The sequence below is a fragment of the Bradyrhizobium sp. 17 genome (assembly GCF_023073515.1).
Taxonomy (GTDB): Bacteria; Pseudomonadota; Alphaproteobacteria; order Rhizobiales; family Xanthobacteraceae; genus Bradyrhizobium; species Bradyrhizobium canariense_D.
Genome location: NZ_JADPJQ010000035.1, coordinates 152,734 through 178,243, shown reverse-complemented (window position 1 = coordinate 178,243; position 25,510 = coordinate 152,734). Strand labels below are relative to the sequence as shown.

Sequence of the window (25,510 nt, the reverse complement as noted above, 5' to 3'; positions counted from 1 at the left end):
CAATCGAAGCTGGCGGAAGAGGCCTCTAGGAGGCCGAGCACATACCGAGCCAGAACATCATCGAGCGCGGGCGTGCGATCTGCGAATGCGACGAAATCATGCAAATCCTCCCGGTTCGATGGAATGAGGTGCGCTTTATAGATGTGTCAGTGGTGATTTGCAACGGGGCTCGCGCGAGATCACGCACGAGTGTTGCAAATTAGTGCGCGTCGCCGCTGGCGCCGAACGGCGAGGCCGGCCTCTTCAACAGTGTGACGAGCAGGGTGAGGCCGAGATAGAACAGCGTCAGGATGAAGAAAGCATCGCCGAAGCCCATCACCACGGCCTGGCGATGCACGAGCTGGCTGAGCTGCTTCATCGCCATCAGCGTGGAATCGCCAAGCCCCTGAAACTTCTGCATGAACATGGTCAGGGTTTCGGTCGCGGTCGCGTTGCCCCAGGTCACACGCTCCTGCAGGCGCGTAATGTGCAGATCGGTGCGGTCATTGAGCACGGTGTTGATGACGGCGAGACCTACGGCACCGCCGAGATTGCGCATCAGGTTGAAGAGGCCCGAGGCGTTCTTCACCCGGTCGGGCGCCAGCGTGCCGAGCGCGATGTTGTTGGTCGGCACCATCGCGAACATCATGCCGATGCCGCGCAGGATCTGCGGAATCAGCAACTCATAGAAATCGTAGTCGCGCGTGATCCAGGTCATCTGGTAGGAGCCGAGCGCGAACACGACGAGCCCGAACGCGATCATGTAGCGCATGTCGTACTTCGCCATGAGACGCCCGACCACCGGCGCGATCAGGAACATGGTGATGCCCGAGACGAACATGGTCTCGCCGATCATCAGTGCGCTGTAGCCACGCACTTCGGCGAGGTAGCGCGGATAGATGTAGGTCAGGCCGTAGAGGCCGATGCCGATGCAGAACTGAAGGACGCAGCCGATCGCGAAATTGCGGTTGGAAAAGGTGCGTAGATTGACGATCGGCTCGGCCGCCGTGAAGACGCGCCAGAAGAAGGCGATCGCCGAGATGCCGCAGATCCAGGCGCAGATCGCGACCGAGGGGTCCTGCATCCATTCATATTGCGGGCCTTCCTCCAGCACGTATTCCAGCGTGCCGAGGAAGCCGGCCATGAACAGCAGCCCCCACCAGTCGAAACGGTCGAGCAACTCGAAATGCGGCTCGTCGAAATCGACCAGCGCCAGCACGCCGATGGTGATGCCGATGCCAGGCACGATGTTGATGAAGAACAGCCAGTTCCAGGACATCAGGTCGGTGATGTAGCCGCCGACAGTTGGCCCGATGGTCGGAGCCAGCGTTGCGACGAGCCCGATGATGGGACCGACGATGTGGAATTTGGTGCGTGGGAAAACGGTGTAGGCCGAGGCGAACACCGTCGGGATCATGCCGGCGCCGAGAAAACCTTGCAGCGCGCGCCAGAGGATCATCTCCTCGATGGTGGTGGCGAAGCCGCAGAGCAGGCTCGATGCGGTAAAGCCTGCCGCCGAGATTGCGAACAACAGCCGCGTGCCGAAGGCGCGCGACAAGAATCCCGACAGCGGGATCGCGATCACTTCGGCGATCAGATAGGCGGTCTGGACCCAGGAGACCTCGCTAGAGCTTGCCGACAGGCCGGCCTGGATTTCACTCAGGGACGCCGAGACGATCTGGATGTCCAGGATCGACATGAACATCCCGAACACCATGATGATGAAAGCGAACAGCCGCTTCGGCGCGATGCGCTCCGAAGCGGGGTCCGCCATCATGGCAGGTGAAGCGGTCGTGGCGTTCGCCATGGTCTGACCTCGCGGCGCAGGCGCGCTACTGCGGATGGATCATGGTGGCGTCGTCGAGATCGACCTCGCTGTCGGCGTCGGCCGCGCCCTTGTTGGTGTCGACCGTTGCAGTGACCGACATGCCGGCGCGGAGCAGGTTTTGCTTCGCGACCGACTTCGGCACGCGGATGCGGACCGGCACGCGCTGCACGATCTTGGTGAAGTTGCCGGTGGCATTGTCAGGCGGCAGCAGCGTGAACACCGAGCCCGCGCCCGCTGCGATGCTGTCGACGACACCGGAGAACTTGCGCATGCCGTAGGCATCGACCTTGATCGTCACAGGCTGGCCGGGGCGGATGCGCTTGAGCTGGGTCTCCTTGAAATTGGCGTCGATATAGACGTTATCGAGCGGCACGACGTTGCCGAGCCGCTGGCCAACCGCGACGAAATCGCCGGCACTGACGAGGCGGTTCGAGAACGTGCCGTCGACCGGCGCGCGCACCGCGGTGAAGGCGAGATCGCGCTCGGCCTTGGCCAGCGTGGTCTTGAGCTCGGCGAGTTGCGCCTGCGCTTCGGCCTGCTGCGCCTTGGCGACGTCGACATTGCTGAGCGCGACGTCGTAGGCGGCCTGCGCAGCCTTGACCGCGGCGGCGCCCTGGTCGCGTCCGGCTTCGGAGCTCTCGAAGGTGGCGCGCGAGGCAAAACCCTTGTTGCTCAGCGCCTGCTGGCGCTCATAATCGAGGTCGGCGCGCTTGAGGCCGGCTTCGGCGGAGACGAGTTGCGCCCTGGCCTGCGCGACCTGGCTGTCGAGCGCCGCGACCTGGCGGCCGATGCGATCGATGGTGGCCTGCTGGGTCGCGATCCTGGTCGCGGCGGCGTCGACGGCGATCTTGTAGTCGCCGTCGTCGACGCGGAAGACGATGTCGCCGGCGCGCACCGTCGTGTTGTCGCCGGCGAGGATCGAGGAGACGTGGCCAGCAACGCGCGCGCCCAGCATGGTGTTGTTGGCGCGGACATAGGCGTCGTCGGTCGCGACGTAGAAGCGGCCGACCAGCGTGTAATAGCCGGCATAGCTCGCGGCCGCGAGCGCCAGCACGAGCCCTACTCCCATCATCACGAATTTGCGCTTGCCGGACTTCGGCGCGCCGGCGGCGGGCGCGTCTGGGGCTGCGGCCGGCTTGTCGGTCACGGGCTTCTCCGGCGCCTCGCTGGGACGGCGCTTGGTTTCCTCGGCCACATGAGAGCGCAACTGCTCGGCGAGAGCCACAGACGTCTCGGTGGCAGCGTCACCACCCGCGGGCGCCGGCGTCTCCACGGCGTCCGGGCGAAGGACGCGCGCAGCCTGGTCTCTCACTACGGCCATGGAGGCCTCCCCAAAAAAGCGCGATGAGGGACAACCCGCCCTACGGCCGGTTCCCTCTCACCCATCCCAAATATCATTGACCGAACGGTTCGGTCAATATAGATAATACCCGAACGGACCCTACCGGCCCGAATCCTTTATTTCGGTTTCATCACCCTGGACCGATGCAAAAACTTTCCGAGACCCTGAACCAATGATTGTACCCGGCCGCGAACATCTCCACGTCGTCCAGGAGGAGGACAGCTCCAAACGCCGCCAGATCCTGGACGGGGCCCGCAAGGTGTTCATGGATCTCGGGTTTGACGGTGCCAGCATGGGCGAGATCGCCCGCGCTGCGCAGGTCTCCAAGGGCACGCTTTACGTCTACTTCGCCGACAAATGCGCGCTGTTCGAAGCCATCCTCGAGCAGGAGGCGCTCCAGCACGGGCAGGTCGCGTTCAATTTCGATCCGGCACGCGATGTTGAAACCACGCTGAAGGATTTCGGCCGGGCCTACAACCGTCTGCTGTGCCGGCCCGGCGGCGGATCGGCGATCCGCACCGTGATGGCGATCGCCGAGCGCATGCCCGATCTCGGCCGCCGCTACTATGCGCGGGTGCTGGACAAGTCGATCAACCGCCTCTCCGACTATCTCAAAGCCCACGCCGCCGCCGGCGATCTCGATATCGACGATTGCGATCTGGCGGCGTCGCAGTTCATGGAACTGTGCAAGGCCTCGCTGTTCCTGCCCTTCGTCTTCCAGGCCGCGCCCGCACCGTCGGAAGAGCGCATGAGCGAAGTCGTCGACAGCGCGACGCGGATGTTCCTGGCAGCGTATCGGGCGAAGTAGCGGCAAGGCGGGCCTGCGTTGCAGGCCGCTCCGGCGGCATTATATTCGGGCTCATGTCCCGTGATCTCCGCCCGCCCGTCGATATCCTCCATTACGAGATTGTCCAGGAACAGGCCTCCGCGCTCGGACGGATGGGCCGCACGCTCGAACAGGCGCTGGCGCGCCTGCGCGAGTTCGACGCCGCCCATGCCCTCCCCGAGGTGCCGGCCGCGATGCAGCCGGCCCGACGCAAGCTGGTGATGGAAGCCGGCCACGCGCTCTGGATGTTGGTGGTGCAGCGTGAGGCATCCGGCTTGCGCGACAGCCGCCACATCATGCGGACCTACAATGTCCCGGCCGAGGTGCAGTGCTGCATGGGGCTGGTGCCGGCAGCGTCGAAGCCGGCCTGAAATGATTTCTACGGGGCGCTAGACAAGGCCGGCCGTTACCACGGCAACGATTGCGATGGCTGCGAGCGCCTAGAAAGAGGCCATGGTCGAATGGCCGCTTGGGCACAGATTCTGATGATGGCAATACGTTTCGATCGCCGAGGTAGCAACAGCTACGCCAAACCTTCATCGGGAATATTGAGAACTGCGCCGCATGCTTTGCAATGCACGGCATCGCTCTCATGCCGCTGCAGTCCGCAAGTTGGGCAAGGAAATCTGACCTTGTTCGGACTCAACAATGCGCGCGCAAGATTGAAGAACAGGGTTACGCCGAAAATCATGATCACGACGGTTATCAAACGACCTATTGTGCCTGGCAGGGTGATATCGCCAAAGCCAGTCGTCGTCAGCGCGGTCACAGTGAAATACAGGGCGTCAGCATAATTCCGAATCTGATCGTTGCGAAACTTCTGGGTCTCGTAAACTATCCCCGTCATGACAAATATGAAAACCGCAAGATTGGTGACGGCAAAGATGACCTCCTCGTTGCGACGGAAGAACGACGAATCCATGCGCAACCTGGCGAGCATCTGGTAGTCACGGAGCATTCCCAGCGTCCGCAAAATCCGCAGAAAGCCGCCAGCCTCGCCAGCGAGGGGCGCCAGGAATGAAACGATGGCGACCATGTCAGCCCATGTCGAGAGGCGGCCGAACTTTCGAAGCGGATGCCGGTGGGCGAGTAGCCGTGCTGAAAAATCGGCCAATATCATTGCGCCGAATAGCAGGTCGAAGGTTTCGATGATCTCACTGGGGTGCAGGAACGACGTTCCGATGATGAACAGTATGGTCACAACATCAAACGCGAGCAAAGCATAGCGGAAACCAACGGCGCTGGGCGTTGTACCCTCGTAGAGGCGACGGACGCGGCTTCTCAGGGAGGTGTGGTTCACAGCTGCCATGCTCGCAGTTTGCACAGATGATTGCAGCTGGGACAACCCTCGCACCCTGGGAGATCTAAGTCAGTGCGACGAGTTCGAGCTAGTTGACGCTTCCGTGACAGTCCGCAGCACCAGCGTCAGGTGGCTGTTACCGGGATGGATTGTCGTCGGCACAACCTCGATGCTATCGGCTCCAAGTTCGCCTGCTTTCTTCCACTGAAACGCAGCGCCGGATCTGCTGTAGACATTCACCCTTTTTGTTTCTCTTCCGCGCTTCTTCCATCCGAGCTTTTGGAGCGTTCTTCGAAGCGGTCAGCGCCCTTCGCTAAATCGTGTCCCGTCTTGCTCTCGTTTTTCGCTTCGTCCTTAGCAGCCGCCTCGCGCAGGCCTTCAGCGGCGCGTTCCCCAGCTTTTGATGATTTTCGTTCGTCATCCATGTGAAGCACCTTTCCTGATAAACAACACGCTTCTCCAGGACTAATCCGTGCCTGTCCCAGATTGGCCATAACAAACTTCAACCGGATCGCTTGGAGATTGTTCCAGTTCGGTTGAAGCTAGTGCGTTTGCTGGCCCAAAGCTGATGTCAGACGAGCCGCGCAGTCCCTGTGCGCTAAAGGACTATCGAAGATTACAAACAGCATGTGCGCTCCGGTCACAAGCGCCCATCATGCTCAAGGCGGAGACTTCCGTTGCGTCGGTAAGCTGACCTTATTGGTTCACGCCTAGTCCGCCACCTGCTTCCTCAACGCAGCGAGATCGTTGACGACCATCTTGGTCGGGCCGGTCCAGATGATGCCGTCGTTCTGGAGGCGGCTGCGGATCAGGCTGATCGATTGGCGCGTCGCGCCGATCATGCGCGCGAGATTGGCCTGCGTGATGCGACCGAGCGAGATCGGGCCGCTCTCGTCCTGGGCTGCGTTCTCGCACAGCTTGACCAGCAGCAGCACCAACCGTTCCGCCGCCTTCTGCCCGGCCAGCGTCTGCGCCAGCATCGAATAGGTCTCGCCCTTGAAGCCGAGGCACTCGATCAGCGCGACTGCGAACGGCGGCGACTGCGCGATCAACCGGCGGACCGCATCCTGGTCGAGATGCAGTGCTTCGACGCGCCCGAGCGCGCGGGCCGACCAGCTGTGGCGGTGATCGCCGAGGATATAGGGCGCGCCGACGAAGTCGTCGGCCTCCCAGGTCGACAGCATCAGTTCGCGCCCCTGCGTGCCGGCATGGGTGCTTTCGACGATCCCGTTCAGGATGATGTGGATGCCGTTTGCGGGCTCGCCCTCCCGCAGCAGATATTCGCGGTTCTGGTAGGTCGCGAGCCTGCCGGTTCGCATCACCAGCTCCAGATCGGGCTTGTCCAACGCCTTCAGCACATAACGTCCGGTCCCGGGCCGTGGCAGGTCGGCGCGCGGCTCAACTGGATCGGCCACCTCATGCGCATCGCTGCGCCCCACGATCGGTCTCCCTTCGAGTGACGGCTCGAAGGCTAGGAGGTCTCCGCTCGGATTGCAACGCGGCGCAGATGTTCTGGCTCGGCCGAAGCCCCCATGAAAGCGCAAGCCAGATCGGTGAGCAGGCGCTCCCGGCCGGCCGGCGCCAGGAACGTGATGCCATAGGGCACGCCGGCTGCGGTGACGGCGTTCGGAACGGCGATGGCGGCCAGCCCAAGCGGGTTGGCGTAGTTGGTGTAATAGCCGTTGTTGAAGTTGGCCGTCAGCGGATCGCGCGCGACGTCGTCGATGCTCAGCACGGTGCCGACCGTCGGCACGACCAGCGCATCATGAACTTGCCAGAAATCGCGCAGCGACCGCTGGACCTCCTTGACCTTGTAGAGCGCACGATAGGCGTCGGCCGCCGTGAACTTGCGGCTGCCGATGACGAGGTCGCGCACGATCTTCACGCCCGCCTCCGGGTTGGCGTCGAGGAATGCGCCGACCGACACGTCCCGCTCGGCGAGGAAAGGTCCGAAAAACATCAAATCGTTGACCGAGATGAACGGCGCGAAATCGACCAATGCGACCGACAGATCGAGCTGCCGCAGCTTGCGGAGTCCATCGCCGAACAGCGCCTCCGTTTCCGCATTGCCGAAGAACCTGAGCTGATCCGGACGCGGCGTTGCGATGTTGAGCGGCCGCGCCGGAGATGCCTGCTCCGTCCATCCGGCGGAATCCACCGGTGAAAAACAGTCCTCGACATCGCGCCGCGCCAACACGCGATAGATCTCGTGGCCATCGCGGGGATCGCACGTGTAGAGCGAGATGGTATCGAAACTACGGCACGCGTAGACCATGCCGCGCTGACTGAAGGCGCCGGGCGCCGGCTTGAAGCCGGTCACGCCACAATAGGACGCCGGCACCCTGCCCGATCCGCCGGTATCGGTGCCGAACGCAAAGGACGAGGTGCCCGTCGCGACCGATACCGCTGCGCCCGAGCTGGAGCCGCCGGGGATGTAGTCGGGGTTGTGCGGGTTGCGGGCGATGCCATAGGGCGAGCGCACGCCGACGAGGCCGGTCGCGAACTGATCCATATTGGTTTTGCCGAGATAGATCGCGCCGGCGGCGATGGCGTCGGCGACAACCGGGCTCGTGTCTTTCGCGGTGTAGGCGAATTCCGGGCAGGCCGAGGTGGTTTGCTCGTCGGCCACATCGATACAATCCTTGACCGAGAACACAAGGCCGTAGAGCGGCAGCTCGCCGATCTCGCCAATGCGGGCATCGAGCGCGCGGGCCTTCGCCATGACGCCTTGCGGATTTGCCGTCGAGATCCAGACGCCGCTCTGGTCGGCGTCATCGAGGCGCGACAACACGTGCGCGGCGACATCGGACGGCTTGAGCTCGCCGCTGCGATAGGCGGCGCGGAGGTGGCGAGGTGCGAGATTCATGTCGGTCACGTGCTTGCAGGAATTGACAATGTGCCGGCGAGGCAAGCCCGCCGGCACCGACCCTAGCGGCCGATCACCTTCTCCAGATAGGCGGGCTGGATGAAGGCTTCGAAGTCGGCGCGCGGCAGCAGCTTCGGCAGGCGCTCCTGCTTCACCAGGAAATCGGCGGTCGAGATCAGCGTGTCGACGAACTTGCCCTTTTTCGCGGATGTGCCGAGATACTCCTCCGTGAGCTGCGTGCTGCAGGGGATCATCCCGGTGCCCTTCATCATTCGCTGCGCGTCCTCGAGAGGCAGCGAAAGCTCTTCCGCGATCATTTCGGCAGTCTTCTCCGGGTTCTTCAGCCAGAAATCGATGCCTTCGCATTCGGCCTTGATGAATTTGTCGACGTAGGACGGATACTTCTCCGCGAACGCGTTCATGACGACGCCGATGTCCCAGGTCGGGTAGCCGCGCTTGGCCATCTCGCCCGAGGTGACGAGGATCTTGCCGCCGTTCTTCACGGCCTTGCCGAGATTCGGCTCCCAGAACCAGGCCGCGTCGATGTCGCCGCGAAGCCAGGCCGCCGCGATGTCCGCCGGCGCGAGGTCCAGAATCTTCATCGAGGCGGGATCGACACCCTCCTCCTTGAGCGCCTGGAGCAGGAGGTAGTGCGTCGTGGAGCCGAACGGCGCCGCCACCGTCTTGCCCTTGAGGTCCTTGAGCGAGGTGATGTTCTTGTCGGCGCGAACCACCATCGACTCGACGTAGTCAAGCATGTTGATCACCAGGATGCCCTTGATCGGCAGGGCGCGGGTCGCGCCGATCGCGGTCGGCGGGTTGCCAAGACCGCCGAAATCGACGTCGCTGCCGGCGATCGCGCGCAGCATGTCACCGCCGCCACCGATCTTGACGTATTTGATGTCGACGCCCGGCATCTCCTTGGCGAGCAGGCCAAGATGCTTGGTGACCAGCTGCGCATTGACCAGGTTCAGATAGCCGACGGTCACCTTCGCCGGCTTGTCCTCGGCGCGGACTGCGGCCGTGAGCGCCAACGTGGTAACCGCGAGCGTCGCAATCAGTCTCTTCATCATGGAGGTCTCCCCTACGATCAGAATTGGATTCAGGCCCACGGCATCAACAGTTTCGCGATGCCGCGCATAAAGAGGTCGAGCACGACGCCGGTGAGACCGAGGACGATCAGCCCCATGATCACGACGTCGGAGAGCAGGAATTTTGCCGCGTCCCAGATCATCCAGCCGATGCCGGCGGAGGCCGCGACGATTTCGGCGGCGACGAGAACGGTGTAGGTGAATCCAAGCGAGATGCGCATGCCGGCCAGAATCAGCGGTCCCGCCGCCGGCAAATAGACGTGAAACAGCAAATGGCGCCGGGTCGCGCCGAGCGACTGGGCGGCGCGCACATAGACCGGGTCCACGCTGGTGACGGCCTGGATCGTCGAGATGACGATGCCCGGCAAGCCGGCAAGAAACAGCAGCGACAGCTTCGAGCTCTCACCGATGCCGAGCCACATCACCAGCAGCGTATAAAGTCCGAGCGGCGGCAGTGGCCGGTAGAACTCGATCAGCGGATTGAGCAGCGCGCGCGCGTTGCGCGACACGCCCATGAGGACGCCGAGCGGGATGCCGATCAGGCAGGCCAGCGTGAAGGCCGTGAGGATGCGATAGAGGCTTGCGCCGAGATGCTGAAGCAGGGTCGCGCCCTGATATCCCTTCGTCATCGTCTTGACGAACGCGGCCCAGACCGCCTGCGGCTTCGGCAGGAACAGCTCGTTGGCCCAGCCCATCTCCGTGACGATGGCCCAGCCGGCCAGCAGCACGGCCACGGTCAGCGTCGAGAGCAGCACCGATCGCGAGACCTTCGGAAGCCGCAGCCGGAAGCTGCCGCGTCGGGTGCGATCCGGCGAGATTGGAATCGTCATGTGGGTCGCCTCGACGCTCATGTCCGCACTCCCAGGATCTGCATGATGGTCAGCGCGTAGATCCGCGTCGCCATCACCGACTTGGTGATCGAGATGTTCTCGTTGTCGACGGCCCAACCGTCTTCTCCGGGACCGAACGTCACCGCATTGATTCCGGCTTCGCGGAAGCGGATCGTGTCGTTGAAGGCATTCTTGCGGTTGACCCCGGGCTCGCGGCCCATCAGACGCCGGTAAACCGCGCGCAAGGAGCGGCAGGGCTCCTCCTCGACCGGCACCGGTTCGGTCGCGTTGACGAACAGCGAGCCCGGCACCTGGCGCACCTCGACCTTGACGTCGTTCACGCCCGCAAAAGTGTCCCGTCCGAGACGCTCGATGTCCGCAATCACGCTCGATAGCGTCATGCCCGGCACGATGCCGACCACGGCGAGCGTGATGGTGCAGGCATCCGGGGAGAACTGCATCTCGCCGGGCAGGCCGGACCGAATCCGCACCACGGCGCAGCAGGGCGGCGTATGCCCCATGAACTTGCTGTGGACATGGGTGAACGCCATGTCCTTCAACCTCGGCAACAGCTTTGCCGCTTCCATGATGGCGTTGACGCTGATGTCCGGTCGCCAGATGTGCGACTTGATGCCGTGAACGGTGAGCTCGATCAGGCAGTGGCCGGAATTGGCCACCGATAGGTTCATGCCCCAATCCTTGTTGACGTCGCCCCAGGCGGTCGGCTCGGCGGTGATCTCGTAGTCGGCGGTCAGGCCAACCTTGTTGAGCATGTAGATGGAGCCTTCGGTGCCGTTCCGCTCCTCATCGACGGTGTAGCAGCACATCAGGGTGCCATCGAACTTCACGCCCGCTTCGGTCAGGGCCTGCACTGCCAGCAACGATGCCGCGAGGTTTCCGCGCGTGTCGGACGTGCCGCGCGCATAGAGCAGATCGCCGTGGCGCGTCGCCTTGAACGGATCGAAATCCGTCATGTGCCATTTCTCGGGCTCGACGGCCGGATAGGTGTCGAGATGGTCGTTGAGAATGAGCGAGGGGGCGCCGTCCCGTCCCTTGAGCACGCCCAGCACGTTCGGCCGGTGCGGCTGCGCGCTGTGCTTGGTGACCTCCATGCCGAGCGCTTCGAGCTTGCCCGCGACCAGCATCGAGATCGCCTCTTCCTCGGCGGGCGGCAAATCGGGATCCAGCGGATTGCCGGAACGGGGCTGGCCGGTGCGGATCAGCTCGGATGCCAGTTCAAGCCAGCGCTCCTCCGTGATGCGCGACAGCACGCGCTGTTCGAGATCCGAATAAGGAGGGCTGACAGGCATCTGCATGACGGGATCCGCTGGCTCACGGCGCCGGCAGCGCCGCTTCGTGGCGGCCTCCTCATTGCAGCGACCGTGCCAACTGCGGGAAAAGCCCGTCGCGGCAGGATTGTATCGATGATTTCAATGGCTTAGGCGAGGTTTGCGCGTGCGCAAATTTTTGCGCCCGAGATGCGCTCTGCCAAAGACGCGGCGTCGACTGAACAGGCAGGGCTCAGCGCGAGGCGGGCCGGCCTGGGGTCGTAGCCCGCATGGAGCGCAGCGGGATGCGGGAACGCCGTCCCCGGAATGCGCTTAGCTCCATCCAGGCTACGGGTCGCACGCGCGCCTCAATCGTCGGCGTACTCGTCCTCTTCGTGCTTGCGCAGCGTGCTCTTGCGCGTACCCAGCGAGCCGGTGATGGTGGGATCGCGCCTGCTGGCGTAAGGGTTGCGCTGCTGCGCCCGCCCGGCGACCTCTTCGCCGGAGACGGCGGCGGGCTGGCAGATCAGCCGGCGGTTGGCGCGGCGCATCAGATCGACGTGGATGTGATCGTAATGATAGACGTTCGAGCCCGGCGCCAGCACCGTGGTGAAATGCACGCACGCGCCCGACTGCACGTCGCGCAGGAAGCCCTGCTCTTCCGGCATGCCGCGCCAGCCATCCTTCACGGTGACGCGGCGGCCGTCGGCGAGCACGAAGGCGGCGATGTCGAGCGCGTTGCCGAAGGCGTGCTCTGAAATATGGGCATGCGAATTGCCGTTCATGCCGCGGCAGGAATAGGCGGAGATCTGCTTGATCTCCGCGACGCGGGTGCCGAACCAGCGCATCGCCGAGGGCTGCACGGTATCGGCAAGCCAGCGGTCGAGCTCGGATACGATCGGACAGGCCAGCGTCGCAACCGGCTTGATCGCAACAGGGCCGACGGCGGTGACGGGATTGCCCTGTGCCGGACCAAGACGCGGCAGCGGTTGCTGCGCAGGCGCCTGCGAGTACGGCGCCGGCCGCGCCGGATAGCTCGGTGCATTCATGTAGCGCGACGCGCCCGCGGCATCGGTGCCCTCAGGCGGCAGATCGATCTCGTCTTCCTGCTGCGCCACACCGGGCGCATTCAGAGGCATTGGACCAGGGGAAGCGCCATAGCCGGAGGGCTGGCGCACCGCGGTCTCGGGATAGTTTGAGCGTTGTGGATAGGACGATGCCGGATAGTTCTGGCTCTGCGGGTAATTCGATCGGGGCTGCGTCACCGGCCAGCGCGGCTGGTTGCCGACGCTACCGGGCGGTCGCAATTCCTCGTCGGCAAAGCCGTAGCTGCTCGAGCCTTCGCCGAGGGCGGCGACTTTGAGCGGAAACTCCGCGCCGCACATGCCCGGCCCGGAAATCGGCTCGATACGGACGAGATCCGGCCCTTCTTTCACCGCGCCTGATTTCAGGCATGCGGCTTCGGCCTCGGCCCGCCACGGTTCACGTTCGGCCTGGAAGACGCCGCGTCCGCAACCCGCTAACGAAACAAGGACGATGGAGCCGACGAGATACAAACGAACTCCGCGCGTCATGCACGCACGTTCGGTGAATTTACTTAAAGACTCTTCAACGTGTTGATTTCAGTGTTCTTTAACCATGTCGGCCGGCGCCAGCAGGAGCGCTGCCGGTGACGAGCGACAGCAAGGCTGACTTTTTCGAAAAGAGACTCTCTGTTAACCGTGATCCTCTCGCGCAAGGCGGCGCGACAGCGGGAGCGACCTCATGACGTTCGCCGGGAGACTGAGCGTTATCACCGCGTACCTCGCCATGGCCTTTGTCGGTGCCATCGTGCTAGGCATGATCTAGCGGCTTCAGCCGGAGGTATCGAACGCTTCCCTTACGACCGCGCGCTCCACTGCCGCGACGTCGTGATCAGCTTCTCCGGCCGCTCTTCGGCTCGCGTCCAGTCGTTGCCGGAACACCAGAAATGGCCCAGTGCGCAGGCTTCGACGTGAAGCTTGCCGGAGCTCTTCAGCGTCATCCTCGCATAATAGGTACTGCCGCTGGAGCGGCTGTAGATGTTGCCGGTCCAGACGTCGTGCGTTTTCGGCTTCATGTTGACGAGCACGCTCTCGCCCCTGGTCGATGCTTCAGTCAGCGCGAAGCCGCACAGTGCAGGACCGCAGCGTTCGATGCGGACCGTGCCCTTGGCGCCTGCGCTCTCCCATTCGCCGAGCGGCAAATAGGAGAGTTCGTCGTCGCCGCGCTCAGGGCTCGTCACGGCCTGCTCGAGCTGCGGCCTTGGCGCGACGACGAGTGCCTCCATGCGCGGCGGATCGAGCGCGACGGTCTTCGGCGGATCCGTCTGCGGTAGCTCCACCCGTGGCGGATTGGAGCTTGGCGCCTGCGGCAGGACAATTGGCTGCGAGGTCGTTGAGGCAAGGACAGGAGCCGTCTGCGCCGTCGCAGGCGCGACCGCAATCGCTTGCGCTGGCCTGACCGGAGCCACGGGATAGAGCGGCTGCGGCGGCGGAAGCACCGGCGCAGGGGCTGGCGTCGTGTCGACGTCAGGCCGAAAGCTGCGATGGGAGGAAACCGAGACACAGGAAGCCGATCGGCAATTCCTGGGCGCCTCGACCTGAAATCGATGACCGGCAATCGAGAACGCGTAAGACCCGGCCTCGGCTGCGGGCGCAATCGCCAGCAGCGCGATCAATGTGCCAAGCGAAGTCACAAGCCGCGTCATCGGCGCCTCCCTCTGTGTGGCGACGACGTTACGCAAATGGAATCGCGACCGAATGTGCGCTGCGTCACCCAGCCGCGGCGAGCCGTTGTGACGTCTATCACAGAACGTCCGGCCAGCCCGGCGTAGGGTCGAACCACGCTTCATCCACCCGCGACTTCAGTCCCATCGGGACCACACATCTTCGGAGGTTGTCATGAACAAGCTCACCATCGCCGCCACCGCCCTCTTCCTCGCGTCCACCGCCGCCGCGCATGCCGGCAATGCGATCTCGTTCCAGATCGAAGGCCAGAACATCCGCATCGAGACGCCACGCAACTGCGCCTCGCTCAATTGCGTGACCATCATCGCGCCGGGCCTCTCGGACAAGCCGATCAAGCTGAACAACATCAACCTCAAGGGCCTTGGCTCCAAAGACGATGACGTCGACACCACGCCGGCTCCTGCCACGACCGCGCAGCCCGCGCCGGCTCCGGTGCAGCAGCATCCCGTGCAGCAGCCCCCGGTGCAGGCGACTGCGCCGGCAGCGCCCGCTATCGCAGCACCGAGCACGACGGTTGCCGCTGTTCCGTCCGTCGGTTACGACGCCACGACGCAGACCGCGCCCGTTGCGGCTCCCACTCCTGCGCCCGCGCCGGTCGCGGTTGCTCCGGCCCCGGTGCCCGCCGCGCCTGTCGCGGTTGCCAACACACCGATCGGCGTCTGGGCCACCGAAGAGAACAAGGGCAATGTCCGCGTCGAACAGTGCGGCGTCAATCTCTGCGGCTACGCCGCAAAGACCAACGAGCGCATCCTGATCAACATGAAGCCCGACGGCGCGAAGTGGAGCGGCCGTATCCACGATCCCGACTCCGGCCGCAATTACGACTCGACGATCGCGATGAAGGGCCCGAATGCAATGCGCGTGCAGGGCTGCGCCTTCGGCGGCATGTTCTGCGGCGGCCAGACCTGGAAGCGCGTGAGCTGACGCCGCAGGCGTCGTCTCCAACACATGCACATTCTTCGTCATGCCCGGGCTTGTCCCGCCTGCGCGGCCGAAGCCGCTTCGGCGAGGCGAAGGCCCGGGCATCCACGTTCTTAGTCCCGCGCTTCAAGGCGTGGATGGCCGGGGCAAGCCCGGCCATGACGGTGGAGAGGCTTGGCCGCAAGCTAGCATCGCGTACCGTTTGAACGTTCACCGCCTCCGTGCGATAGACATTCATCCGCCGTTCAGCTGTACGCGGCTGATATCGGTCGATCTCTCACCGGGATTCTTCGTGACTCTTACCGTGGCCTGGCGCCGCTTCATGTTCGCGCTTGTGCTGCTGGCGTCGCCGCCGGCCGGCGCGAGCGTTGCGTTCGGATTCGATGCGATCGAGCTTGCGCAGGCGCAGCCAGAAGCGCAGCCGTCGCCCGCCCCTTCGCCGACGCCATCGGCTTCACCCGCTCCCGCGACCGAGGCGCAGCCCGCTGCCGTCGAGCCGATCGGCAACGTTGCGACGGTGACGGGCATCGCGACCGTGATCCGCGACAAAAATTCCTATCCGCTGCGCGTGCGCGACGACATCCATCTCAACGACGTCGTGCAGACTTCGTCGAACTCATCGCTCGGCATCACCTTCGACGACGCGACCACGTTCAACCTCTCCGCCAGCACGAAGATCACCATCGACACTTACGTCTATGAGGACGGCGGCAAGCACAACGCAGGCATCTTCGACATCGGCAAGGGCACGGTCGCCTTCGTCGCGGCGGCGGTGGCAAAGACCGGCGACATGAAGATCACGACGCCGACGGCCACGCTCGGCATCCGCGGCACCACGGGCGTGGTCGAGGTGCCGGAAGGCGCGGCCGCGAACAAGACCAACAACGTCAACATCAAGCTCTATCCCGACGCCGATGGCCGGGTCGGACACATCGACGTCGACGACCGCACAAGTGGGACCCGGCTCGGCGCGCTGACGCAAGGCGCGAGCGGTTTTGCGATCCGGCCGGGCGCAGCCGCGGCCGGCGTCATGCGCTTTGCCGCGGTGCCGATCACGATTCCCGCACAGCAGATCGCGCGCGACCGCGGCTTCGTCAGCCAGGTGCATCTGGCGCAAACCACGGGCCGGCAGATCGTCACCGAGCAGCGCGACTTCCGCCGCGCCAATCCGACCGCGAGCCCGCGCATTCCGCGGCCGTTCCAGCCGCCGCAACAGCAACAATTGCGGCCGAACACGGCGCCAGGACAACAGCCGCAACAGCCGCAGCGGCAGGGCCAAGCGCCGGGCCAAGGTGGCGCCGTGCAGCCCGGTACGCCGCGCGTAGGTCAGGGTCAGCAGCAACAAGGCCAGAAACAAGGCGCGGGACGTCCGGCAGGCCCACCGCGCGCCGGTCAAGGCACGCAGCCTGACGGCACCCCGCAAACCCGGCCGCGACGCGGTGGACAGAGTCCGACGCAGCCCGGCGGAGTCGCGCCGCCGCAGCCGGGCGGAACGCAACAGCAGCCCGGTCCGCAGCCGCAACTGCCGCGCACCGGCATGCAACCCGGCCAGCCGCCCGCTGCTCAACAGCCGGGCCTGCAACGCCCGGGCGGATTCCAGCAGCGCCTCCCCGCCGCACAACGCCCCGCAGCGCCGCGACGGCCAGCGCCAGTTCCGAAGGAGAAGGAGCGGCGGTGACTTTCTTCCTTCTCCCCTTGTGGGAGAAGGTGGCGCGAAGCGCCGGATGAGGGGTTCTATCGGCGAAAACTCATCGACAGCTTCACGCGTGGAGAGAGACCCCTCACCCGCCTCGCCGCTTCGCGGCGAGCCACCCTCTCCCACAAGGGGCGAGGGTGCACCGTCAACGCGGGGCGAGGTGAAGAAAACTCACGCCTCTCCGCGTAGCCAGGCTTTCATCTTCTGCAACAGGCCGTGCCGCAACTCGCCCACCGAGGCTGCTTCAGCCGGTGTCAGTGTCTGCAAAGCCGCATCGACATCGTCGGTCGCCAGCGGTGGCGGCTCGGGCGCAGGCGAAGATGCAAGCCCCGCCGCCGCGAGCGCGATCGGGCCAACCTGGGTCAGGAACACGCGCTCATACTCGCGCGACAGGCGCGCGAGCGCGTCTTCCAGGGGCAGCCAGTCGACCGCCTTGATGTCGTTCATCAGCTTGCGGACGGGACCGCCCCCGGCCTCCATGCGCCAGAAATGCACGACCTTGGAGCGGCCACCTGACTGATAGACGAGCGTACCCAAAAATTCGTGGATGGCGACGTCGTGGCCGGTCTCTTCCCGCACTTCGCGATGCGCAGCTTGCTTCGGCGTCTCGCCGTCGTCGAGCTTGCCCTTGGGCAAAACCCATTCGTTGCGCTTGCGCTGGCGCACGACGGCAATCAGCGGCGACGCACCTCGCTGCAGCACAATACCACCCGCCGCCATGACCGGCGCCCGTGCCATCACCCAATCCGTCGTCGTAGAAACGTCCCCACCGACGATATAAGCGGCCGCCGCGGCGGATTGAAGGCTAGTTTTTTCTCAGCAACGCTTGACCTGCGCGAATGCGCGTGCCTTCGGCGATGCCGTCGCAGAAGGTGAAATCGCCGGGCGCGAGAATGATGATGGTCGAGCCGTGCTCGAACCAGCCGAGCTCCTCGCCCTTGCTCACGTTGACGTCGCAGGGAAAATTGACCGGCCCCCTGGCCTGCGCATTCAGCACCATGTCGAGGAAGTGCAGGCGGATGCTTGCCACCAGGATCGCGGCGACCGGCACCAGCGTCACGGCCTCGCCAGTTGATAGATGCGTGCGGATCACCGCGCGCTCGTTCTTGCAGAACAGGCGCTCGACGCGCTTCAGCGCGATCGGGTTGACGTTCCAGACATCGCCATGGATCAGCGTGACGCGCTCGATATGTGCGTCATAAGGCGCGTGGAAGCGGTGATACATGCTTGAGGTCAGCCGCAGCGTGACGAAGGACCCGTTGCGGTGCTGGTCGACCAGCACGGAATCGCCGAGCAAATCGAGCAGCGAGTACGGCGCGCCCTTGACCTGGAACAGCTCGGTATCGGCGATCCGGCCATGGGCGCCGACGATGCCGTCGGACGGACTCGCGACAATGGACGGGTCCGGATCAAAGGGCCGCAGGCCCGGCTTGAGCTCCCGGGTGAAGCAGTCGTGCAGGCTCCGGAAATGGGTTTTGCGTGCCTCCGACAGATCGAGGTCGGAGAACAGCTTCCACAGCGCGATGGAGCCGTCCCGCACCAGCGGGTTCTCGATCTTGGAGAACCAGCCCATGAACCGGGTCAACGCGGCGCGCGGGATGCGGTTGGTCAACAGGAAGTTGAGGTCTTCCTGCTGGGTGAAAGAGGCGATGAGGGCTTTGACTGTCATGAATCTGTCAGCTCGCAGTATTAGCGCTTGTTGTCATGGAAACGACACTCCCGATTCTTTCTTTGTCCGTGGCCGCCGCAGCGTCTGCTGCCGCCGCCTTCCCGAAGATCAAGGCGCGGATCGAATTGTCCCGCGCCAAGCACCGCTCGCTCGCCGGACACTCCAAGATGTCGCGCCGGGTGGCAAAGCTGCTTCCGTTCTACGAATTCGAAGGCGATGCCTACTTTGCCTGCGACGGCGCGCCGGCGAACATCGCAGGCCTGCGCAGGGACGGCTTCTTCCGCCTCGCAAGCCTTTACGCCGAGCGCTACCCCAAGGGCCGCGCGATGACGAAGGAAGCGGCGGAAAAGATCTCCGACCTGCACTTCACCGAGACCTACCGCGTGCCTTTCCAGTTCTCGCGTCTCGTTCGCGAGCATTTGGGCACCTCGACCTTCGTGGAGTCCTCGCGCGGCGTCACCGTCACGGATGTCGACGGCAACACCTCCTACGACCTCACGGGGTCCTACGGTGTCAACATCTTCGGCAACGACTTCTACAAGGAGTGCATCGAAGGCTCCGAGAAGCGGGCGCACGCGCTCGGACCGGTACTCGGACCCTACCATCCCGTCATCCTCGAGAACGTGGCGCGGCTGTGCCAGATCTCGGGCCTCGACGAAGTGTCCTTCCATATGTCCGGCACCGAGGCCGTGATGCAGGCAGTGCGGCTCGCGCGCTACCACACCAGGCGCACGCATCTGGTCCGTTTCGCCGGCGCCTATCACGGCTGGTGGGGCGACGTGCAGCCCGGCGTCGGCAATCCGATTCCCGCGCACGAGACTTACACCCTCGCCGAGATGTCGGAGAAGACGCTGCACGTGCTGCGCACGCGCAAGGACATCGCCTGCGTGCTGGTCAATCCACTGCAGGGCCTGCATCCGAACGGCAACGCGCCCGGCGATTCCTCGCTGGTCGATTCCTCCCGGGGCGGTAATTTCGACCGCGCGGCCTACACCGAATGGCTCAAGCAGCTGCGCGAGGTCTGCACTGAGCGCGACATCGTGCTGATCTTCGACGAGGTCTTCGTCGGCTTCCGTCTCGCTGCCGGCGGCGCCCAGGAATACTTTGGCGTCAAGGCCGACATGGTGACCTACGGCAAGAGCCTCGCCGGCGGCCTGCCGGTCGGCGTGGTCTGCGGCAAACGCGAGCTGATGCGCCGCTTCCGCGACGACCGCCCCGCCGACGTCTGCTTCGCCCGCGGCACCTTCAACTCGCACCCCTACGTCATGACGGCGATGGACGAGTTTCTGAGCCGGCTCGCCAGCCCGAATTTCCGCGCCGTCTATGACGGACTGGACGAGACCTGGAACGGCCGCGCGCAAAAGCTCAACCAAATGATGAGCGATGCCGACCTGCCGGTGCGGTTCGCAAACTTCTCGTCGATCTGGACGGTGAAATACACCACGCCGTCCCGCTACAACTGGATGCTGCAATATTACCTGCGCGCTGAAGGCCTGTCCTTGAGCTGGGTCGGCACCGGCAGGCTGATCTTCAGCCTGAACTACACCGACGCCGATTTCACCGAGGTCGCCGAGCGTTTCGTCCGCGCGGCCGAGAAGATGAAGGCCGACGGCTTCTGGTGGCACGATGGCGTCCTCACCAACAAGACCATCAAGCGGCAGATCCTGAAAGAGATGCTGGCCAAGCGCTTCGGGCGCTGAGGCTGGTTCCTCCAACGGCGTCATGGCCGGGCACAGCCGTCCGAAGGACGGCGTCGCTTCCGCTCGCCTATGCCCGGCCAGCCACGCGTCTCCGCGCGAGACCTCCAAGACGTGGATGCCCGGGCCTTCGCCTCGCCGAAGCGGCTTCGGCCGCGCAGGCGGGACGAGCCCGGGCATGACGCAACCATCAGACATCGGAGGCCTTGGTGAGAACGGCGCGCTCAGGCGTGCTGCTCTTCGAGCGTGGGCTCACCGATGAGGCCCAGCGTGTGCTCGGGCTTGAGATGCAGGCCGGGATCCATCAGCTCGCCACGCATCAGCGCCAGCGGCGCGTTGCGGTAGAGCATCAAATCGTGGAAGGGGTCGGTCAGGATCTTCGTCATCCAGACGAGACCGGTCTCGACGTCGCGGATGAAGAACAGGTGCACCGTGCGGAACATGAGACCGCCGCCGCCGACGACGAGCCAGATCTTGGCCACTTGCCGCATGAAGTCGGTCGCGCCCGCCCAAGGCGTGAACAGTCCGAACAGAGTCGGATCGACCAACAGCACCACCGGCGACAGCGCCCAGATCGACATCAGCACCACCTTGCGCCGAAGGTTGTAGCCGACCTTGATCTCTTCCTTGTGCTCGTGCGTCGCCTGGTTGATCTGGTCGTAGCCATGCGGCTCGAAGAAGAAGTGGCCGGCCTGGCGCGAGGTCATCGAGACCAGCCAGCCCACCAGCGCGGAGACCATGGGGTCGACGAACAGCCAGACATAGGCGAACAGGAAGCTCAGCGCGCTGACAAAGTGCAGGCTCTGATTGATGCGGCTGTGGTGATAGTAGCGATGGTCGTCCCAGCGCTGGATCCGCAGCTGCTCGAGATAGTTCTTGATCATGCTCTCCCCCAAATGCTTTCGGGTTCAGGATTTACAGGGATTCGATGTAGGCCGTGTGACATCATCATTTTGTCATGTGACGATGCGCAGCGGCGCGATGACGCACGGGTTACGTGAGCTTGGATCAAGCCGCCTTGGCGACGTCGATCTTGCGGAATCGCACCAGCGAGAAATGACCGAGCGGCGGGATCAGGCGGCGCTCGGCGAGCTCGATGCCGTCGGCACCGGCCAGCCATTTGGCATAACGCGACCAGGCGAACTCGGCGGTGCGGAAACCGAGCGGACGTACCACCGGCTGCAGCTTCTGCTCGATGAAGCGGCGCATGCCGGTATCGGCGCTGACGCGGGTGAGGATGATCAGCTCCCCGCCCGGGCGCAGCACGCGGGCGAATTCGTCAAGCGCAACTTCCGGATTCGGCACGGCGGTGACGACGTATTGCGCCATCACGACGTCGAAGGAGTTGTCGGGGAATTCGAGCTTCTCGGCATCCATCACCGCGAGGCCTTCGACGTTCTCTAGGCCGCCCTCGACGACGCGCTGGCGCGCCTTGTCGAGCATCGCCTCCGAGATGTCGGTGCCGAAGATGCGCAGATGCGGCGCGTAGAGCGGCAGCGAGATGCCGGTGCCGACGCCGACCTCGAGCACCCGGCCGCCGATCTTGTTGGTGGCCGCGATCGCGGCCTGCCGGCCTTTTGCGAACACGCCTCCGAACACGAGGTCGTAGACCGGTGCCCAACGATCATAGGCCTGCTCGACCGTGCCACGGGTGAGGTCGAGCTGCTGGGTGCCGTCAAGGTTCATGATCTTAGCCATCGATGAGGTTCTCGCTGTGGTCGAACGGGATCAGCCGCGCACCGGCCGCCGCGCCATGCGAGGCGAGGCGCGCAAGACGCGGCTGGGCTGAAGTGAAGTGAGGTTGCCGACGAATTGGCGCGCGCTGTTTTCCCAGGAGCGCTCCAGCGCGAAGTTGCGGCAGGTCTCGCGCGACATGGTCAGTGCGCGCAGGCACGCTTCGCGCAAATCGTGGTCGATCGCGCCGATCGGATGATCTGCGATGACGTCCTTCGGTCCCGTCACCGGAAACGCCGCAACCGGCGTGCCGCAGGCGAGCGCTTCGAGCTGCACCACGCCGAACGTGTCGGTCAGGCTCGGAAACACGAACACGTCAGCGGCGGCGAGGTGCGCGGTGAGGTCAGCGCCCTTCTTCTCGCCGAGGAAGACCACGTCGGGAAATTTCTTTTCAAGGCCGGCCTTCTGCGGACCGTCGCCGATGACGACCTTGGTGCCGGGCAGGTCGAGCGAGAGGAAAGCCTCGAGGTTCTTCTCCACCGCCACGCGGCCCATCGTCATGAAGATCGGCCCGGGCAGATCGAGCTTGGCTGGAGAGTCCGGATGAAACAGCTCGGTGTTCACGCCGCGGGTCCAGAAGCCGAGCCGCTTGAAACCGCGCTCGGACAGCTCCTGCCGCAGCGAGGGCGTCGCGACCATCGTCATGGCGGCGGCATCGTGGAAGTGGCGCAGCACGGCGTAGCCGACGCTCGCGGGGATGCCGGTTCGCACCGAGACGTATTCGGGAAAGCGCGTGGTGTAGGAGGTGGTGAAGGCGAGCCGGTTGCGACGGCAATAAGCCCGCGCCGCCCAGCCGATCGGCCCTTCGGTCGCGATGTGCAGCGCCTCCGGCGCCGCCCTCTCGATCCGCCGCCCAATCTCCCTGCCGCTCGGCAGCGCAATGCGCAGCCCCGGATAGGTCGGCAACGGCCATGACCGAAAGCCGTCCGGCGTCAGGAAGTCGATCTCGACATCCAATGCCTTGGCCGCGCCAGCCAGCGAGGTCAGCGTCCGCACCACACCGTTGACCTGCGGATGCCAGGCGTCAGTCGCGATTAATACCCGCATGGGGAAATCCCGAGATTTTTATGATTCTCGGCTTAGGACCATCAACCACGGATATTTCAGGCGTGTGACGTCATGGAAGTGTCGGCCCGCTGTTTTGTTCGTTAACGGGTCCGCGCAGCCACGAAACCGTCATGAAACAATCCTTTCCGCCATGAAACCGTTTTCGGTTTTCCGCGCAAACGTCCCGAAACTTCTTGCCGTTAGTGATCTAGGCAACAGAGCACCGCAACGGTGCCGGGTGACCAAGAAACACCGCGCAAACAGGGGCGACCGATGATCAATCTGGAGACGTTGAAGACTTATTCGCGCGCCGTTGCGTTTGGCGCAGTGGCTGTCACCGCGATCGCGTTCGCCGGCCCGGCCAAGGCCGCGCCTGTGCAGCTCTTCCCCTTCTTCCAGCCGCTGCCGCCGATCGCAGCGCCGCAGCCGTACCAGCCTTATCAAGCGACGCCCTATCGGGCCGCGCCGTCCGAGGAGCAGGACGCGGTCGAAACGCCGGCCCGCTTCCGCCGCCAGACCGTCTCCTATGCGACGCGTGAGGCGCCGGGCACCATCATCATCGATACGCCCAACACCTATCTCTATCTCGTGCTCGGCAATGGCCAGGCGATGCGCTACGGCATCGGCGTCGGCCGCGACGGTTTCACCTGGTCCGGCACCCAGTCGGTGACCAAGAAGGCGGAGTGGCCGGATTGGACCCCGCCGCCGGAGATGATCGCCCGCCAACCCTATCTGCCGCGCCACATGGCCGGCGGTCCCGGCAATCCGCTCGGCGCCCGCGCCATGTATCTCGGCGGCACCATCTACCGCATCCACGGCACCAACGCACCCGACACCATCGGCAAGCACGTCTCCTCCGGCTGCATCCGCCTGACCAATGACGATGTCGCGGACCTGTACTCCCGCGTCAACGTCGGCACCAAGGTGATCGTGCTGCCGATGACGGAGCGCCGCGCAGAACTCGGAGCCGCAACGCGGTAAGCGACAGGACATTGTGACGCAAGCGGCCCCGGAACCCACCGGGGCCGTTTTCGTTGGCCCTCTGCATACCGATGCGCGCGCGTGCTGCGGCGCGATCCCCGATGGAGGCGCGAATGCAATCACGTCCGCAAACGCCGCAAGGCAAATGCCTGCGCGCGATCGCTGCCGCCGTGGCACTGCTGCTGACCGTGCCCACCTCGCGCGCACAGCAGCCGGGGAGCGACGATGCAGCCCAGCAAGCCTTCAACAATTCCTGCCGCACCTGCCACTCGGTGAAAGAGGGCGACAATCGTCTGGGCCCCAACCTCAACAAAATCGTCGGACGCAAGGCCGGCGCGCTGCCGAACTACAACTATTCTTCGTCGATCAAGGAAGCCGGCTTCGTCTGGGACCAGGACAAACTCACCCGCTTCATGCTCAAGCCGGACGAGGTCGTCTCCGGCAACAAGATGCAGCCCTATGGCGGCGTCTCGGCGGAGGAAGCGGGCAAGATCGTTGCCTATTTGCAGGCGGCTTCGCAGTAGGGCCACCGGCCCCGCCGATCTGCGATCAGCCTCAGCCACGCCGCCGAATGAAACGCGCTCATCAGCAGATACATCGGCACCATCCCGCCGAGCATCGCCCCATGTCCGGAGCCACACAGCATGTCCGCCGGGCCATCAAGCATGGCCGTCAGTACGGCCATGATCGCGAAGGTCGGCGTCGCCGCCAGCCCCAACCATCTGGCGAGGTGGCGCGCAGCCACCACACCGTTGCGGCTCGCGCCGGCCATTGCGCTGACGGGACTAGTCACGTCCTTCAGCCGCCTCCTCGCGAAAAGCCTTCTCGCCCGCGGTCGAGATCTCGACCCATCTCTTGTCGGGCGCCGCACCTTCGGTGTAGCTGTCGTGCCAGTTCCACCATTTGTAGGTCGGCGTCTGCGGATAGCCTTTCGGCGAATCCTCCCAGACCTCCTGCCGTCCCAGCGGCGTGATGTCGAGGTAATTCCAGGTGCCGCCCATCTGCTCGTCGCCCCGGCTCTTGACGAAATAGGTGCGGAAGATCCGGTCGCCGTCGCGGAAGAACACGTTGGTCCCGTGCCACTCGTCGACGCCGAAATCCGCATCGAAACTGTCGGTGACGGTGACCCATGGCATGGTCCAGCCCATCCGCTGCTTCAGCCTGCTGATATCGGCCTGCGGTGCGCGCGAGGCGAACACCAGCGTGGTGTCGCGGGCATTGAGGTGCGCGACATGCGCGACCTGGTCGGCCACCATGGAGCAGCCGCGGCAGGCATGATCCGGCCAGCCGAACACGCCCGGCTCGAAGAACGCACGGTAGACGATCAGCTGCCGCCGGCCCTGGAACAGGTCGTGCAGACTGACCTTGCCGCCCGGCCCCTCGAACGCATAGGTTTTGGTCACTTCCATCCACGGCATGCGCCGGCGCTCGGCCGCCAGGGCATCGCGGGCACGGGTATGCGCCTTTTCCTTCACGAGCAGTTGCTGACGGGCGGCCTCCCAGTCCTGCGGCGACACCACCGGCGGTGTTTGCATGGCGGCTTGTCCGTTATTTCCTGCGTTGTCAGCTGATGTCATCATGGCTCTCCAACTTTTCCCGGGCGGCCGTTCCGTATCTCGCTATGCAAGATGCGGAACCGCTCGCCCCTCGCCGCACATTGTCGGCCG

General features: G+C 64.5%; 25 protein-coding genes. 7 read left to right on the top strand and 18 right to left on the bottom strand.

All coding sequences use genetic code 11. The annotated features are described in order from the left end of the window. Positions 1-199: 199 nt before the first annotated feature. Together IVB13_RS05810 and IVB13_RS05805 are read right to left on the bottom strand one after the other, a co-directional pair. Positions 200-1,786: a DHA2 family efflux MFS transporter permease subunit gene (locus IVB13_RS05810; RefSeq protein ID WP_085349098.1), complete on the bottom strand. Its 1,587-nt coding sequence runs from the start codon at positions 1,784-1,786 to the stop codon at positions 200-202. 25 nt (positions 1,787-1,811) lie between these two features. Continuing rightward, positions 1,812-3,128 (bottom strand): HlyD family secretion protein, encoded by a 1,317-nt coding sequence (locus tag IVB13_RS05805; protein WP_085361417.1) that lies wholly within the window; start codon positions 3,126-3,128, stop codon positions 1,812-1,814. A gap of 193 nt (positions 3,129-3,321) precedes the next feature. On the opposite strand from IVB13_RS05805, the gene IVB13_RS05800 reads away from it, so the two are divergent. Further along, positions 3,322-3,957 (top strand): TetR/AcrR family transcriptional regulator, encoded by a 636-nt coding sequence (locus IVB13_RS05800; RefSeq protein WP_085361418.1) that lies wholly within the window; start codon positions 3,322-3,324, stop codon positions 3,955-3,957. A gap of 53 nt (positions 3,958-4,010) precedes the next feature. Then, positions 4,011-4,346, top strand: a complete 336-nt coding sequence (locus tag IVB13_RS05795; RefSeq protein ID WP_085361419.1) for a DUF6665 family protein — start codon at positions 4,011-4,013, stop codon at positions 4,344-4,346. Between the two features lie 152 nt (positions 4,347-4,498). Here the strand turns inward: IVB13_RS05795 and IVB13_RS05790 are convergent, their stop codons facing one another. From IVB13_RS05790 to IVB13_RS05750, 9 genes are all read right to left on the bottom strand, one after another. Further along, the gene (locus IVB13_RS05790) at positions 4,499-5,284 is read right to left on the bottom strand and encodes a potassium channel family protein (RefSeq protein ID WP_085361420.1); all 786 of its coding nucleotides are present in this window, start codon (positions 5,282-5,284) and stop codon (positions 4,499-4,501) included. Positions 5,285-5,511: 227 nt separating this feature from the next. Then, positions 5,512-5,700: a hypothetical protein gene (locus tag IVB13_RS05785; protein ID WP_085385390.1), complete on the bottom strand. Its 189-nt coding sequence runs from the start codon at positions 5,698-5,700 to the stop codon at positions 5,512-5,514. Positions 5,701-5,985: 285 nt separating this feature from the next. Beyond that, positions 5,986-6,714 (bottom strand): Crp/Fnr family transcriptional regulator, encoded by a 729-nt coding sequence (locus IVB13_RS05780; protein ID WP_247488030.1) that lies wholly within the window; start codon positions 6,712-6,714, stop codon positions 5,986-5,988. A 32-nt stretch (positions 6,715-6,746) separates the two neighbouring features. After that, positions 6,747-8,141 carry an amidase family protein gene (locus tag IVB13_RS05775; protein WP_247294884.1) on the bottom strand — a complete coding sequence of 465 codons (1,395 nt, stop codon included), beginning with the start codon at positions 8,139-8,141 and terminating at the stop codon, positions 6,747-6,749. 62 nt (positions 8,142-8,203) lie between these two features. Further along, on the bottom strand, positions 8,204-9,214 hold the full coding sequence (locus IVB13_RS05770; protein ID WP_085361535.1) for an ABC transporter substrate-binding protein: 1,011 nt from the start codon (positions 9,212-9,214) through the stop codon (positions 8,204-8,206). Between the two features lie 29 nt (positions 9,215-9,243). Further along, positions 9,244-10,083, bottom strand: coding sequence for an ABC transporter permease subunit (locus IVB13_RS05765; protein ID WP_085361422.1), 840 nt, complete (start codon positions 10,081-10,083; stop codon positions 9,244-9,246). Beyond that, entirely contained in the window at positions 10,080-11,378 is a 1,299-nt protein-coding gene (locus IVB13_RS05760) for a M20 family metallopeptidase (protein WP_085361423.1), read from the bottom strand. The genes IVB13_RS05765 and IVB13_RS05760 overlap by 4 nt, the downstream gene beginning before the upstream one ends. A gap of 320 nt (positions 11,379-11,698) precedes the next feature. Continuing rightward, a complete protein-coding gene (locus tag IVB13_RS05755) occupies positions 11,699-12,904 on the bottom strand; it encodes an extensin family protein (RefSeq protein WP_247294886.1) in 1,206 nt (401 codons plus the stop codon). A 305-nt stretch (positions 12,905-13,209) separates the two neighbouring features. Next, positions 13,210-14,058 (bottom strand): DUF2147 domain-containing protein, encoded by an 849-nt coding sequence (locus tag IVB13_RS05750; protein WP_247294888.1) that lies wholly within the window; start codon positions 14,056-14,058, stop codon positions 13,210-13,212. A 193-nt stretch (positions 14,059-14,251) separates the two neighbouring features. On the opposite strand from IVB13_RS05750, the gene IVB13_RS05745 reads away from it, so the two are divergent. Then, on the top strand, positions 14,252-15,022 hold the full coding sequence (locus IVB13_RS05745) for a DUF2147 domain-containing protein (protein ID WP_247294890.1): 771 nt from the start codon (positions 14,252-14,254) through the stop codon (positions 15,020-15,022). Positions 15,023-15,311: 289 nt separating this feature from the next. Continuing rightward, positions 15,312-16,697, top strand: coding sequence for a FecR domain-containing protein (locus tag IVB13_RS05740; RefSeq protein WP_247488028.1), 1,386 nt, complete (start codon positions 15,312-15,314; stop codon positions 16,695-16,697). Positions 16,698-16,886: 189 nt separating this feature from the next. Here IVB13_RS05740 and IVB13_RS05735 read toward each other — a convergent pair whose 3' ends face one another. Beyond that, entirely contained in the window at positions 16,887-17,453 is a 567-nt protein-coding gene (locus tag IVB13_RS05735) for an NUDIX hydrolase (RefSeq protein ID WP_247294934.1), read from the bottom strand. A gap of 67 nt (positions 17,454-17,520) precedes the next feature. Continuing rightward, positions 17,521-18,384 (bottom strand): archaetidylserine decarboxylase, encoded by an 864-nt coding sequence (asd, locus tag IVB13_RS05730; RefSeq protein WP_247294936.1) that lies wholly within the window; start codon positions 18,382-18,384, stop codon positions 17,521-17,523. Positions 18,385-18,419: 35 nt separating this feature from the next. Between asd and IVB13_RS05725 the strand changes: the two genes are divergently transcribed. Further along, positions 18,420-20,084: an aminotransferase class III-fold pyridoxal phosphate-dependent enzyme gene (locus IVB13_RS05725; RefSeq protein ID WP_026232679.1), complete on the top strand. Its 1,665-nt coding sequence runs from the start codon at positions 18,420-18,422 to the stop codon at positions 20,082-20,084. Positions 20,085-20,305: 221 nt separating this feature from the next. On the opposite strand, the gene IVB13_RS05720 is transcribed toward IVB13_RS05725, so the two are convergent. The 3 genes from IVB13_RS05720 to IVB13_RS05710 all read right to left on the bottom strand — a co-directional run bounded on the left by IVB13_RS05720 (position 20,306) and on the right by IVB13_RS05710 (position 22,862). Beyond that, positions 20,306-20,965 (bottom strand): hypothetical protein, encoded by a 660-nt coding sequence (locus IVB13_RS05720; RefSeq protein WP_085349114.1) that lies wholly within the window; start codon positions 20,963-20,965, stop codon positions 20,306-20,308. A gap of 124 nt (positions 20,966-21,089) precedes the next feature. Further along, positions 21,090-21,779, bottom strand: a complete 690-nt coding sequence (locus IVB13_RS05715; protein WP_085349115.1) for a methyltransferase domain-containing protein — start codon at positions 21,777-21,779, stop codon at positions 21,090-21,092. Between the two features lie 30 nt (positions 21,780-21,809). Further along, complete coding sequence (locus tag IVB13_RS05710; RefSeq protein ID WP_247294938.1) at positions 21,810-22,862, bottom strand: glycosyltransferase family 1 protein; 1,053 nt, start codon at positions 22,860-22,862, stop codon at positions 21,810-21,812. A 273-nt stretch (positions 22,863-23,135) separates the two neighbouring features. Between IVB13_RS05710 and IVB13_RS05705 the strand changes: the two genes are divergently transcribed. Together IVB13_RS05705 and IVB13_RS05700 are read left to right on the top strand one after the other, a co-directional pair. Continuing rightward, positions 23,136-23,843 carry a L,D-transpeptidase gene (locus IVB13_RS05705; RefSeq protein WP_085385382.1) on the top strand — a complete coding sequence of 236 codons (708 nt, stop codon included), beginning with the start codon at positions 23,136-23,138 and terminating at the stop codon, positions 23,841-23,843. 113 nt (positions 23,844-23,956) lie between these two features. Further along, entirely contained in the window at positions 23,957-24,367 is a 411-nt protein-coding gene (locus IVB13_RS05700; protein WP_247488026.1) for a c-type cytochrome, read from the top strand. Here the strand turns inward: IVB13_RS05700 and IVB13_RS05695 are convergent. Together IVB13_RS05695 and IVB13_RS05690 are read right to left on the bottom strand one after the other, a co-directional pair. After that, complete coding sequence (locus IVB13_RS05695) at positions 24,343-24,636, bottom strand: hypothetical protein (RefSeq protein WP_039798961.1); 294 nt, start codon at positions 24,634-24,636, stop codon at positions 24,343-24,345. The genes IVB13_RS05700 and IVB13_RS05695 overlap by 25 nt on opposite strands. Beyond that, on the bottom strand, positions 24,629-25,423 hold the full coding sequence (locus IVB13_RS05690) for a DUF899 domain-containing protein (RefSeq protein ID WP_085385381.1): 795 nt from the start codon (positions 25,421-25,423) through the stop codon (positions 24,629-24,631). The genes IVB13_RS05695 and IVB13_RS05690 overlap by 8 nt, the downstream gene beginning before the upstream one ends. Positions 25,424-25,510 lie beyond the last annotated feature (87 nt).